The organism is Luteibacter sp., from assembly GCF_036499525.1.
GTDB lineage: Bacteria > Pseudomonadota > Gammaproteobacteria > Xanthomonadales > Rhodanobacteraceae > Luteibacter.
Window position 1 is genome coordinate 24,184 of sequence record NZ_DASYDO010000080.1, and the last position, 13,157, is coordinate 37,340.

General features: G+C 65.6%; 10 protein-coding genes. 1 reads left to right on the forward strand and 9 read right to left on the reverse strand.

Annotation, left to right across the window (positions count from 1 at the left end; genetic code table 11):
• The first annotated feature begins 142 nt into the window (after positions 1 to 142).
• Complete coding sequence (locus VGM71_RS16920) at positions 143 to 967, forward strand: hypothetical protein (protein WP_331547324.1); 825 nt, start codon at positions 143 to 145, stop codon at positions 965 to 967.
• Here the strand turns inward: VGM71_RS16920 and VGM71_RS16925 are convergent.
• From VGM71_RS16925 to VGM71_RS16965, 9 genes are all read right to left on the reverse strand, one after another.
• Entirely contained in the window at positions 928 to 1,272 is a 345-nt protein-coding gene (locus VGM71_RS16925) for a hypothetical protein (protein WP_331547326.1), read from the reverse strand. The genes VGM71_RS16920 and VGM71_RS16925 overlap by 40 nt on opposite strands.
• A 164-nt stretch (positions 1,273 to 1,436) precedes the next feature.
• The gene (locus VGM71_RS16930) at positions 1,437 to 2,135 is read right to left on the reverse strand and encodes a response regulator transcription factor (RefSeq protein ID WP_331547328.1); all 699 of its coding nucleotides are present in this window, start codon (positions 2,133 to 2,135) and stop codon (positions 1,437 to 1,439) included.
• The gene (locus VGM71_RS16935) at positions 2,132 to 4,795 is read right to left on the reverse strand and encodes a sensor histidine kinase KdpD (protein WP_331547330.1); all 2,664 of its coding nucleotides are present in this window, start codon (positions 4,793 to 4,795) and stop codon (positions 2,132 to 2,134) included. The genes VGM71_RS16930 and VGM71_RS16935 overlap by 4 nt, the downstream gene beginning before the upstream one ends.
• A 152-nt stretch (positions 4,796 to 4,947) precedes the next feature.
• Positions 4,948 to 5,520 (reverse strand): potassium-transporting ATPase subunit KdpC, encoded by a 573-nt coding sequence (gene kdpC / locus VGM71_RS16940; RefSeq protein ID WP_331547332.1) that lies wholly within the window; start codon positions 5,518 to 5,520, stop codon positions 4,948 to 4,950.
• Positions 5,521 to 5,532: 12 nt separating this feature from the next.
• The gene (locus VGM71_RS16945) at positions 5,533 to 6,339 is read right to left on the reverse strand and encodes a TorF family putative porin (RefSeq protein WP_331547334.1); all 807 of its coding nucleotides are present in this window, start codon (positions 6,337 to 6,339) and stop codon (positions 5,533 to 5,535) included.
• A 21-nt stretch (positions 6,340 to 6,360) separates the two neighbouring features.
• Positions 6,361 to 8,433, reverse strand: coding sequence for a potassium-transporting ATPase subunit KdpB (gene kdpB, locus VGM71_RS16950; protein ID WP_331547336.1), 2,073 nt, complete (start codon positions 8,431 to 8,433; stop codon positions 6,361 to 6,363).
• A 3-nt stretch (positions 8,434 to 8,436) separates the two neighbouring features.
• Positions 8,437 to 10,245: a potassium-transporting ATPase subunit KdpA gene (kdpA, locus tag VGM71_RS16955; protein WP_331547338.1), complete on the reverse strand. Its 1,809-nt coding sequence runs from the start codon at positions 10,243 to 10,245 to the stop codon at positions 8,437 to 8,439.
• On the reverse strand, positions 10,242 to 10,334 hold the full coding sequence (gene kdpF, locus VGM71_RS16960; protein ID WP_331547340.1) for a K(+)-transporting ATPase subunit F: 93 nt from the start codon (positions 10,332 to 10,334) through the stop codon (positions 10,242 to 10,244). The genes kdpA and kdpF overlap by 4 nt, the downstream gene beginning before the upstream one ends.
• A gap of 303 nt (positions 10,335 to 10,637) precedes the next feature.
• On the reverse strand, positions 10,638 to 13,064 hold the full coding sequence (locus VGM71_RS16965; RefSeq protein WP_331547342.1) for a S9 family peptidase: 2,427 nt from the start codon (positions 13,062 to 13,064) through the stop codon (positions 10,638 to 10,640).
• Between the last annotated feature and the right edge of the window lie 93 nt (positions 13,065 to 13,157).

Below are 13,157 nucleotides of genomic sequence, written 5' to 3' on the forward strand. Positions count from 1 at the left end.
TCGCGCCATGGCCTTCGAAGTGCAACTCGGAAATTTTCTCTTTACGCATCCATGGGTGCGGGAATGCAGTTCGCGGATGCGCGATGCATGCCTGCGATACATACGGATCGGCTCGCTCAACCGAGGGCGCTCGCTACACGAGATGCTGTTTCGCATACATCGTCCCGTTGAACTGCCGTTTGCCGGCCGGGTCGGCAGCACCCTCGATCTCTTCCGCGTGCTTCATGGCGAGGGATCGATTCGCGAGGAGCAATGTGTTGTCTGGCGCGTCTTCAGTGAACTGATCGCTTGCGACCTGGTCGGCGGCATGCGCCGCGACGATAGCCTCGAGATTGCCGAACGCGCGGGATTCAACCTATACCACCTGGAGGGCTGGTTGACCGACGCTGCCAATCATGCTCGCGCGCGGACCGGCTGGGACACTGCGTGGAACCAGGTGAACCCACGCGACGATTTCATGCGTATGGATTGGCACGCCATACGAAAACTCCAGGACGACACCCGATTGATCTACTCGTCCATGCATCAGAGGCAGCGTTACTGGAGCCTGGGCACCCGTGCCGAACATCTTGCTTCCGGCGGATCATTCAGCCGATTCGAAACGCGGCTTTCGGGCCCTCTCGGCCCGGGACGACTTCCATGGGTCGATGCACGTCGCTTCGCGAAGCCAAATCCAGTCAGCCCAGTGGTGCAGGACGCGGAAAGGTCTCGCGTTCCGATGGTGACGGGCGTTTCGGGCGTGAGCATGCACATGCACCAGTTTGCCCGCGTCCTGGGTGTCGACGACCCCATCGGCGTCCGCCTGGTCGCCGCAGCGTACCTGCTTCCCATCCGGCAGCACAGCTTTTACGAGATACTGGTATCGGAGGGCTCCGCCGCCCCGGATCGCGTCGAACCCCTCGTCTATCGTGACCTGGTCCCCATCGATCACGAGCGTTTACACATCCATAGCGTTTCGAAGGTGTAAGCATCGCCGCTATGCCGTTCAACGACATCCATCGCAATCCGGCCGTAGCGCCATTCGCCGTACTCGCCCGGTTTACTTACCTCGTAACACGCGCGCTGCTTCTCGAAATCCCCTGTGTCGGGGTGGGTCATCTGGTGCTCTTCCTCGCGGCATTGCAGGAAGGCCTCATCGTATGAAGGAAGGAGGCGTTCCCCCGCGACGAAACGCTCGTCCGAGCACGTCACCATCGCGGCTGGAGCAGGCAGCTTATGAGCGGCGGCCGCAAGTGACAGGATAGCGACGGCAATGCACGACAACCGGACCATGAAACCCTCCTTCTTCGAATGAGCGCGCGAGGCTGCGGCAGCCCATCGTTGAAGGAAATCGGATTTGTCTTAGAAACGGGGCGCGATACCTGGGATGTGACGTGGATCACGCGCCCGGTAAGAGAAATGAAGAGCGCGTGAGAGATGAAAACGTTTGCTCGCGATCACGACGCGGGGAAGCGATAGCCCACGCCGGGCTCGGTTTTGAGCCAACGCGGAGACGAGGGGTCGTCGCCGAGCTTCTGCCGGAGCTTTCCCATCACGATGCGCAGGTAGTGGGTGTCTTGCGTATGCGTGGCGCCCCAGACATCGCGCAGGATCTGCTGCTGTCCCACCACGCGGCCGGGATGGCGCACGAGCAGCGACAACACGGCGAATTCCTTGCGGGTGAGGGCAATCATGTGTCCGTCCAGGGAAACCTCCCGGCGCGCGACGTCGATCGACAGCGTGCCGTCGTCATAGCGCAGCGATGCTTCGGCATCCCCGGCTTTAGCGCCCGAGCGCAAGAGCACGCGCAGGCGCGCCATCAGTTCCTGGATGCCGAAGGGCTTGGTGACATAATCGTTCGCGCCGCGATCCAGTGCCTTCACTTTTTCGCTTTCGGCGTCGCGCACGGAAAGCATCAGCACCGGCACCTCGCTCCATGCGCGTAGTTCGCGCAGCACGTCATGGCCTTCCATGTCCGGCAGGCCGATATCGAGGATGACGATGTCGGGCGAGCGTGTCGCCGCCAGGCCCAGCCCTTCCTGTCCGGTGGACGCCAGGATCACCTGATAGCCTTCCGCACGCAGGCCGATGTCGAGGAAACGGCGGATCTGGACTTCGTCGTCGATCACCAGCACGCGCGGAGCGGCAGGATTCATGGGCTTTGCCCTGGCGGCGCCGGCAAGGGCAGCGAGACCCGGATGGTGGTGCCAACGCCTGCGTTGGGCAAGGCCTCCACGCTGCCGCCATGTGCGCCGATCATGCCGCGGCAGATGGCGAGCCCGAGCCCCGTTCCCTGTTTGCCGCGGTCGCCCCGCGCCACCGAGTGGAACATGTCGAAGATCCGCTCCCGTTCGTCCTCGGGAATGCCGGGGCCGCGGTCGATCACGTCGACCAGCAGGCGGCCGGCCTCGCCGCGGACCACGACGCGCACGGGTTCGGACGGCGGCGAGAACCGTGCGGCGTTCTCGAGGATGTTGAACAGCGCCTGTTCGATCAGCGCCGGGTGCACGTGGAGCAGCACCGTGTCCTGCGGCAGTTGCATGTCCACGCGCGACTCGGGGAACAGCTTGCGCATGCGCGCCACCGCGGCGGCGACGATTTCGCCGGCGTCCACCCAGTCGCGCTTGAGTTTCAGCGCGCCATGGCCCAGCCGGGTCATGTCGAGCAGGTTCTGGATGTAACGATCGAGGCGCTGGCCCTCGCCGAGGATGGCTTCCAGCAGCTCCCGCCGTTCATGTTCGGGGAGTTGCCTGTCGTAATCGAGCAGGGTGCCGGCGGAGCCGATCATCGAGGCGAGGGGCGAACGCAGGTCGTGCGATACCGACGACAGCAGGGCGCTGCGCAGGCGCTCGGTTTCCCCTTCCACGCGAGCGCCTTCCAGCTCGGCGGCCAGACGCGCGCGCTCGAGCGCCTGGCCGATGTCCTGGACCATCGCCAGGGCCAGGCCGCGGCGGTCGGCATCCGGTTCGCCCAGGGCTGGAGGGAAACGCAGGGCGACGACGCCCGCGCGCCGCAAGTCGCTGCCCAGCGGCAGCATCCAGCTCGATGCGGCGTGGAGCGTGTCGGTGAAGCGACCCGCCGGCTCCGCGTGCATCTCGCTCCAGTCGGCGGCGGCAAGGTCCTGCGTGGACAGCGCGAACGGCTCCGGCGCCGAGGCGGCCGGAACGAGCTCGGCCGCCTCGTTGCGCGAGAGCACGGCCACGTGGATGTCCAGCGTGCGCGCCAGGGCGCGGGCACCCACTTCCCGGATGGCGGCGCCATCGGTCGCGGTAGCCAGTTGCTGGCCCAGCGTCACCAGCGCGCGGCCGCGCACCTGTGCGGCCCGCAGCGAGTTGACCTGGCCCGCGAGGCGGGTGGCGAGACGGCTGCAGACCAGTGCCGCGACGAGGAAGAGCACTACCGCCAGCACATCGTCGGCGTTGGCGATCACCAGCGTGTAGCGCGGCGGGGCGAAGAAGAAGTTGTACCCGAGGAAGCAGAGCAGGGCCGTGTACACCGCTACCGCCATGCGCGTGCGCGCCGCGACGAAGAGCACCGCGGTAAGGAAGATCAGCGACAGGTTGGCGACCGAGAGGAAGCGGTCGGCAACGAAGGCCAGGGCCATCGCCACGGCCGTCGCCATCGTGGCCATGCCGTACTCGCGCCGCGAACCTTTCGCTTCGGCGGCGGAGCGCAGGCGACGGCGCGCGCTGGCACGTTCCACCGGCGTGGCGACGATCGTCAGTTCCAGGTGCGCGCCGCGACGGAGCAACTGCTGGGTGAGCGAAAAGCCGAGCCGGCGGGCGATGGGCCGTTCCCGCGTGCGGCCCACGATGATCTGGCCCACGCCTTCGCGATCGGCCCAGGCCAGCAGTTCGTCGGCCACCGCGTGACCGCGCAGGATGACCTCCTCGCCGCCCAGCCGGCGGGCCAGGCGCATCGCCGCATCCACGCGTTCGCGGCGGCCGGCGTCCACGCCGCCGCGATCGACGAACACCACGCTCCACGGCGCACCGCGCCGGTCCGCGATGCGCCGGGTGACACGCACCAGGTATTCGCTCTGCGCCGCGCCGTCGATCGCCGCGACGATCCGCCGGCGCACCGGCATGACACCGCCGCGCGCGAGCATGGACTCGCGCAGGTCGCTGTCCACGTGGGTAGCGACCGTCTCCACGGCCAGTTCGCGGAGTGCGGCGAGGTTGGTCGGCGAGAAGAAGGCCTCGAGTGCCACGGCAGCGGTCTCGGGCACGTACACCTTGCCCTGGCGCAGGCGCGCGATGAGTTCGCGCGGCGGCAGATCGATCAGCACGATGTCACGCGCGCGGTCGAGGAACGCGTCAGGCACGGTCTCGCGCACGGCCACCCCGGTGATCCGGCGCACCTGGTCGTTAAGGCTTTCCAGGTGCTGCACGTTCATCGCCGTGTACACCTCGATGCCCGCCTCGAGCAGTTCCGCGATGTCCTGCCACCGGCGTGCGTGGCGGCCACCGGGCAGGTTGGCATGCACCAGTTCGTCGACGAGGATCACCGCCGGCTTGCGGGCCAGCGCCCCTTCGAGGTCGAACTCCTGGAAGGTGCGCCCCGCGTAATGCACCGATCGCGTCGGCAGTACCTCCACGCCTTCGAGCAGTGCCGACGTTTCCGTGCGGCCGTGTGTCTCGACCAGGCCGACCACCACGTCGAGGCCCTGCCGGCGCAGCTCGCGCGCCGCCGAAAGCATGGCGAAGGTCTTGCCCACCCCGGGCGAAGCGCCGAGGAAGATCTTCAGGCGCTGGCCGTCCTCGTCCTTCGCTGCATTGAGCAGCGCGTCTGCGCGGGCGTCGCGATCGTCGTTCATGAGAGTGGCTGGGCAAAGTGAGGGAACGTGCCGAGCGTAGCCGAACACGACGGAAGGGTAGGAGTGCGCCCTGCGCGCGACAGCTTTTCGCGATAAGCACAATCCTGTGGTCCTCGGCGAAAAGCTGTCGCGCGCAGGGCGCGCTCCTACATTTATTTGCTGGCGTCCAGTGCGAGGTTCAGCGCCAGCACGTTTACCCGCGGCTCGCCCAGTACGCCGAACTGGCGGCCGGTGGTGCTGGCCGCGATCAGTTCGCGCACCCTGGCCGGGTCCATCCGGCGCTCGCGGGCGATGCGGCTCACCTGGTATGCCGCGGCGGCGGGGCTGATGTCGGGGTCCAGGCCGCTGCCCGAGGCCGTGACCAGGTCCACGGGCACCGGCGCCGTGTTCGACGGATCGGCCTGCCTCAGCGCATCGATCCGTTGCTTCACGGCATCCGTCAACGCGGGATTGGTCGGCCCCTGGTTTGAGCCGGACGAGCTGGCGCCGTTGTCCGGATTAGGCGAAGTCGCCGACGGACGACCCCAGAAATACTTCGGCTCCGAGAACGCCTGCCCGATCAGCGATGACCCGACCGTCCTGCCATCCTTCTGGATCAGGCTCCCATTGGCCCTGGCGGGAAAAAGCACCTGGGCCAGCCCGGTCGCCGCCAGGGGATAGACGATGCCGGTGACCACCGTCATCGCCACGAACAGAACCGCGCATTGCCTGATGAATTTACTCATGGCCATACCCTCTTAGAAGGTCCCCTGAAACATGACGAGTCCACGGGTGCCGCCGGTGTCGCGCGTGTCGCTCGCGTCGACGAAGCTGGACACGTGGCGATAGAACGCCTCGTCGGTCGCGCGCGTCACGCCGGCGCTCACCGACCAGTGCGTGGCGAACTGGTACTTCACCGTGGCCGAATAGTCGCTGTAACTGGCGTCGCGAGCGCCATTGCCAAGTGCCGTCGCGAGCCGGGCCGCGTAATGGGTATGACCCGCATGCAAGGCCAGCGACCAGACATCCGACAGCGGAAAGGCCGCGTCGAGCTGGAGATAGCCCGTGCCATGTGTATCGCCGTCGTAGCCCTGTTCCTTGTCCGCCGCGAAGTAGTCGGTCAGCGAACGGTTGTATTTCAGGGTGAACTGGCGCCAGGTCAGGGCAACGTTGGCCTCGAGCGTATTGAAGGAACGCGACTGCAGGTTCGCTTCGTCCAGGTCGGCACCGGGATACACGTAGCCATACAGTCCGATGCGCCACGACCAGTCCTCGTCGATCGGACGGCCGAAGCTGGCATACAGGTCCAGCTCCATCGAGCCGCCGGGGTAGCTCCTGTCGCTGATGCTCGATGCCCAGGTACCGGCGGCGAACCCGTTCGGGTTGGTGTAATCGGCACCGCCCTGGATCGCCGGGTGGCCCCAGGTCTGCGTCAGCCCGCGGAACATGTAATCCGAGACCGCGGCCACGTTGCCGATAACGGTCGGGGCATCTTCCGCCTGTACAACCGAACCGATGCCGAGGAGGGAAACAACCGCAGCTGCGGTAAGCGAAACGACTTTCATGGATGTGCTCTTGGCAATGGGTCAGGCCAGCCCGGACAGGACCAGCAACATGTCGATCAACTTGATGCCGACGAACGGGACCGCGATGCCGCCCAGCCCGTAGATCAGGAGATTGCGGCGAAGCAGCGCGCCGGCGGCCAGGGCACGGTAAGCCACGCCCTTGAGCGCGAGTGGGATGAGAAAAATGATGATCAGGGCATTGAAGATCACCGCCGACAGAATCGCGCTCTGCGGCGTGGCCAGGTGCATCACGTTCAGGGCATTCAGTGCCGGGTATGTCGTGGCGAATGCCGCCGGGATGATCGCGAAGTACTTGGCGATGTCGTTGGCGATGGAGAAGGTCGTCAGGGAGCCGCGGGTGATCAGCATCTGCTTGCCGATGCCGACGATCTCGATGAGCTTCGTCGGATTGGAGTCGAGATCGACCATGTTCCCGGCTTCCTTCGCCGCCTGCGTGCCGCTGTTCATGGCCACGGCTACATCGGCCTGCGCCAGCGCGGGTGCATCGTTGGTGCCGTCGCCGCACATCGCCACCAGGCGGTTCTCGGCCTGGATATCGCGGATGAGCTTGAGCTTGGCTTCCGGCGTCGCCTCGGCGAGGAAGTCGTCGACACCCGCCTCGGCCGCGATCGCCGCCGCGGTCAACGGGTTGTCGCCGGTGATCATCACGGTTCGGATGCCCATCTTGCGCATCTCGGCGAAGCGCTCCTTGATGCCGTCCTTCACGATGTCTTTCAGTTCGACCACGCCGAGCGCCAGCGAGCCGTCGACGACGATCAACGGTGTCGCGCCGCGTCGCGCCACCTCTTCGGCCATGCGCTTGACCAGCGGGGGCATGTGGCTGTCCAGCGATTCCAGGTAACGCTCCACGGCGTCGATGGCACCCTTGCGGATATGGCGGGTGTCGAGATCGACTCCGCTCATGCGGGTCTGGGCCGTGAAGGGGACGAACTGGGCACGACTGTCGGCTTGATGCTGCCCGGCCTGGCCAAACAGCTTCGAAGCCAGTGTGACGATGCTTCGGCCTTCGGGCGTTTCGTCTGCGCGCGAGGCCAGTTCGGCCGTCTCGGCAAGCTCCCGTTCCTCGACGCCGGGCGCGGGATGGAACGCCACCGCGTGGCGGTTGCCCAGCGTGATCGTGCCCGTCTTGTCCAGGAGCAGCACGTCGACGTCGCCCGCGGCCTCCACGGCGCGGCCGGAGGTGGCGATGACGTTGGCGCGGATCATGCGATCCATGCCGGCGATACCGATCGCCGAGAGCAGGGCGCCGATCGTCGTCGGGATCAGGCAGACCAGCAGGGCGATCAGCACCGTGAGCGTGATCGGATTACCCGCGCCCGCCGCCTGCACGCTGTAGATCGAGTACGGAAGCAGCGTGGCGCAGGCGAGCAGGAAGATCAGCGTGAACTTCGCGAGCAGGATCGTCAGCGCGATCTCGTTAGGAGTCTTCCGGCGCGATGCGCCTTCCACCATCGAGATCATGCGGTCGAGGAAACTTTCGCCCGGGTTGCTGGTGATGCGCACGACGAGCCAGTCGGAAAGGACGCGGGTGCCGCCGGTGACGGCGCTGCGGTCGCCGCCGGCCTCCCGAATCACCGGCGCGGACTCGCCGGTGATCGCGCTTTCGTCCACGCTTGCCGCGCCGGCCACCACTTCGCCGTCGCCCGGAACGATGTCGCCCGCCTCGACGAGCACATGGTGCCCGGTACGCAGCTCGCTCGAAGGTGTGAACACGATGCGGGCAGCCCGATCCGCGGAAGCCAGCTTCTTCGCCGCCACGTCCCGGCGCGAGCCGCGCAGCGCATCGGCCTGCGCCTTGCCGCGGCCTTCTGCCAGCGCCTCGGCGAAGTTGGCGAACAGCAGGGTGAACCACAGCCAGAGGCTGACCCAGAAGATAAAGGCGGTCGGCGCCTCGCCGTGACCAGCCAGCGCCTGCACCCAGAGGAGGGTTGTCAGCGAACTGCAGACGAAGACGACGAACATCACGGGATTGCGGAACTGCAATCGCGGAGAGAGCTTGACGAACGCGTCACCCAGGGCGCGTGTTACCAGGGCGCGGTCGAAACCGTGCCTTGCTGTAGTCGGATTATTCATGGATCAGCGTCCCGTAGCGGACATCAGGTGCTCGGCAATCGGCCCGAGGGCCAGCGCCGGGAGGAAGGTGAGTGCGCCGACCACGATGACCACGCTGGCCAGTAGAACGACGAAGAGTGGCGTATGCGTCGGGAGCGTGCCCGCGCTCTCGGGTACATGGCGCTTCGCAGCCAGCGACCCGGCCATGGCCAGCATGGCGATGGCAAGCGGATAACGGGCGAAATACATGCAAATCGCCAGCAACACGTTCCAGAAGGGCGTGTTGGCCGAGAGACCGCCGAACGCACTTCCATTGTTGTTGGAAGCCGAACTTACCGCGTAGAGGATCTCGCTGAAGCCATGGATACCTGGATTGGCAATGCCCGCCACACCCGCCGGCGACATCACGGCGATCGCCGTACAGATGACCACCAGGGCACAGGGCAGCAGCACCGCGAGGCTCGCCATCTTCATTTCATGGGCTTCGATTTTCTTGCCCAGGTACTCCGGGGTACGCCCGACCATCAGCCCTGCGATGAATACGGCGACCACGGCGAAGGCAAGCATGCCGTAGAGACCCGAACCCGCGCCGCCGAAAACGACCTCGCCCAGCTGCATCAGCCACATGGGAACCAGGCCGCCAAGGGGAGTCAGGGAATCGTGCATGGCGTTGACCGCACCGCATGAGGCGGCCGTGGTGATCGCCGCGAACAGACCGGATGCGGCGATACCGAAGCGCGTCTCCTTGCCTTCCATGTTGCCGCCGCTCTGCAACATGCTGGCATGCGCGTCGACAGCCAGGCCATGCAGCGCCGGATTGCCCGCCTGCTCGGCGGCCACCACGCCGATGGTCAATGGAATGAAGATCACCAGCATCGTCGCAAGGATGGCCCAGCCCTGGCGTCGGTCGCCCACGAGCTTGCCGAACATGTAACAGAGGCCACTGGGAATCAGGAAAATCGCCAGCATCTCGATGAAGTTCGAGAAGGGTGTCGGGTTCTCGTAAGGGTGCGCGGAATTGACATTGAAAAAGCCGCCACCGTTCGTGCCGAGCATCTTGATCGCAATCTGCGAGGCGGCCGGACCCATCGGAAGCACCTGCTCCTGGGTGCTCGCCGTATGGGTGACGGGTTTACCCGCCGCATCGAGCACGGGGTTACCGTCCGCGTCCTTGACCGGCTCGTCGAACGTCGTGGCCTGGACCGTCGTCGCGTGTTCATACGGGCGGATGTTCTGAACGACACCCTGCGAAACCAGCACCAGCGTGATGACGAGCGAGATCGGAAGGAGGATGTACAACGTCGCCCGGGTCATATCGACCCAGAAATTGCCCAAAGCCGAGACACCACGGCGCGCGAAGCCGCGTATCACCGCGATCAGCACGGCGATGCCCGTGGCCGCCGACAGGAAGTTCTGCACGGCAAGGCCAAGCGCCTGGGTGAGGTAGCTCATCGTCGATTCGCCGCCATATCCTTGCCAGTTCGTGTTGGTGGCGAAGCTGACGGCGGTATTCATGGCGGAATCCGGCGTGATCGCACCGAAATGTTCCGGATTGAGCGGCAGCCATTGCTGGACGCGCTGCAGGACATAGACGGCAACGATACCGGCGACGTTGAACATGAGCATCGCGAAGGCATACTTCTTCCATGACATGTCTTCGCCGGGCTCCACGCCCGATGCCTTATAGATAAGTCTCTCGATGCGCGCGCCAAAGCGCGTCACGCCATTGGGCCGCTCGTCGAAGACCAGCGCCATGTACGCGCCCATCGGCTTGACGAGAAGCAGCAGGACGACGAGGAAAACGACAATCTGGATCCAGTCGTTGGCGCTCATTCGAACCACTCCGGCTTGAGAAGCGCTACGACCAGGTAGCACACGAGTGCCACGGCTATCAGCCCGGCAGCGATATAAAGGAGAGTCATGTCGGTTCCTTACCTGCGACCCAGCCGGTCGCAGATCATGAGGAAACCGATCGTCATGGCCGTAAGGACGACGACGAGGAGGACGTACAGGAATTCCACGGTTGCGTTCCGTCGAAGAGGACGGTGCGCATTGTTCGCCCGGGGCGATATTTACGGCGTATCGATAAGGAAGGGGGGCGTAACGTTTGCGTAAAATTTCATTGTGGTCACTGTAGGAGCGCGCCTTGCGCGCGACATCTTTACGCGAGGCGCCACAGGACCTGCCACCTGATCGCGAAAAGCTGTCGCGCGCAGGGCGCGCTCCTACGGATGGCGGTCGATGGTACCGGCTGGCTCCAGCTTTTCGCGGAACAGTTCATCGATCCGCCGGTACTCGTCATACCACGAGTCCGCGTGCACGAATCCATGCCGCTCCATCGGGTACAGGGACATCCAGAAGTTCTTCTTGTGCAGCTCGATGAAGCGCTGGTACAGGCGGATGGAATCGCTGGCCAGCACGTTGTCGTCGATCAGGCCGTGTTCGATCAGCAGCGGATCGGCCAGTGCCTCGGCGTAATGGATCGGCGAGCTGGCCTTGTACGCCTCGGGATCGATCTGCGGATCGTTGAGGATGTTCGACGTGTATTCGTGGTTGTAGCTGGTCCAGTCGCTCACCGGGCGCAGCGCGGCGCCAGCGGCGAATTCGCCCGGCGCGCGCAGCAGGGCCATCAGCGTCATGAAGCCGCCGTAGCTGCCGCCATAGATACCCACGCGCTTCGGGTCCACCCCGTGGTCCGCCACCAGCCAGGCCTTGCCGTCGAGAAGGTCGTCCAGTTCCGGGTGGCCCATCTGCCGGTAGATCGCCGTGCGCCAGTCGCGGCCGTAGCCCTTCGAGGCGCGGTAGTCCATGTCGAGCACGACGTAGCCGCGCTGGACCAGCAGGTTATGGAACATCTGCTCGCGGAAGTACGCCGGATACGACAGGTGCACGTTCTGCAGGTAGCCGGCGCCGTGGACGAAGATCACCGCCGGCCGCGATGCCGACGCAGCCGCGTCGGCAGGACCGTAGAACTTCGCCCAGATCGTGCCCGCGCCATGCTTCGACGGCACCTGCACGATCTTCGGGACGATCCACTCGCGGGCCTTGTAGGCCGGCTTGCGCGTGTCGGTCAGCTCGCGAACCGCCGAACCGTCCACGCCAATGGTCGCCAGCTGCGACGGCACGTATGGCGAGGAGTGCAGCACGGCGAGGCGGCTGCCGTCGGGCGACAGCATGAAATCGTCGAGTCCTTCGAACGTCGTGACCCGGGTAAGCTCGCCACCCTTCACCGGCACGGCATAGATGTCGTAGCTGTACGGCGCGACCTTGTTCGTGCGCACGTAGAAGCGCGAACCGTCGGGGCTCAGCAGCGGATGGTCGACCTCGAAGCGGCCCGAAGTCAGTGCCGTGGCCTTGCCGCCCAGCGGGCGCGTGTACAGCTGCGCGTAACCGGATTCCTCGCTGAGGTACCAGAGCGTGCGGCCGTCGCGCAGCCAGCCGAAGTCGTTACCGTCCCAGTTGATCCAGGCCTTGTCGGTAAGGCGGTGCTGGGACACCAGCGCGTGGCGATCGAAGTCCACGGTGGCGATCCAGCGATCCTTGTTGTCGATGGCACGCAGCTGCACGGCCACTTCATGGCCGTCGTCGCTCCAGGCGATGCCGGGGCTGTATTCGCCGTTGACGATGACCGGCCGTTTCTTCGGCGCGGCGAGTTCGTCGGCGCGGTCGTTCTTGCCGTCCTTGCGCAGCGCCGCGATGGTCTTCGCGCGGATGTCGGCCAGCGGATCGTCGCCGATGCCGGGCAGCGTCTTCATGTCGAGGTCGTAGCTCGCGCGGGTCTTCAGGTCGAGCAGGCGCAGGGACTGCGGCACGGGATCTTTCCTGCCGACATAGCTGCGCGTGGCCTCGGATTCCGCGTAACCCGAATCGGTCACGTAATGGGTGAGGTCAGCGATCTTGCCCTTGTCGGCGTCCTTGGCTTCGGTCACCACAAGCATCCAGCGGCCGTCCGGCGACACCGATGTATCGGCGATGCTCACGTCCTTGCCCAGCCAGAACGGCTTCGGCGTGCGGCCCGCGTCGGCTGCCGCCAGCGCGTCGGTATCGGCGGCCATCGCCTCTTCGTCGGAACGCAGGTCGCGCAGTGTCTTGAACAGCGCTTGCTGGTCGTCGGTGAGGTCATCCGACTTTCTGGCTTTTGGATCTTCTTTCGCTTGCAGGTCCGCCACCTGCGATACCGGGCCGCCCGCGACGGCATAGGCGAACCAGTCATTGCCGGCGCGGAAGGTGAGCAACCGGCCGTCGAGGGAGAAGCGCGGATCGCGTTCCTTCGCGCTGCTGCGCGTCACCTGCACGGTGGCACCGCTGGCGAGGTCGCGCAGGAAGATATCGCCGTGGCTGACGAAGGCCGCGTGACGGTGGTCGCGGTCGAACACCGGCTTGCCGCCATCGGCCTTCGCGGCTGCCGCCGGGTCGAGGCGCTCCGGTGTACCGCCGCTCGCGGCCACTCGCCAGAGGTCGCGCACCGGCGTGCCGTCGTGCTTCAGCGAGTAGTAGACCTGACTGCCGTCCACGCTCCAGTAGGCATCCTCCACCGGCGGCCCGATCCAGTCCGGATCGGCCATGATCGTTTCCATGTCCAGCGGCGGCTGCGCGGCGAGCGCGGGGGCGGCGGCAAGGACGGTGAGCAGGGCGGTGGCGAGTACGCGCATCGGGAGGGTTCCGGATGTGGCAAATCGGGCGAGCATAGCGCGGCCACGAAACCCGGTGTAGGAGCGCGCCGTTTGCTACCCTCGGAAATCCTC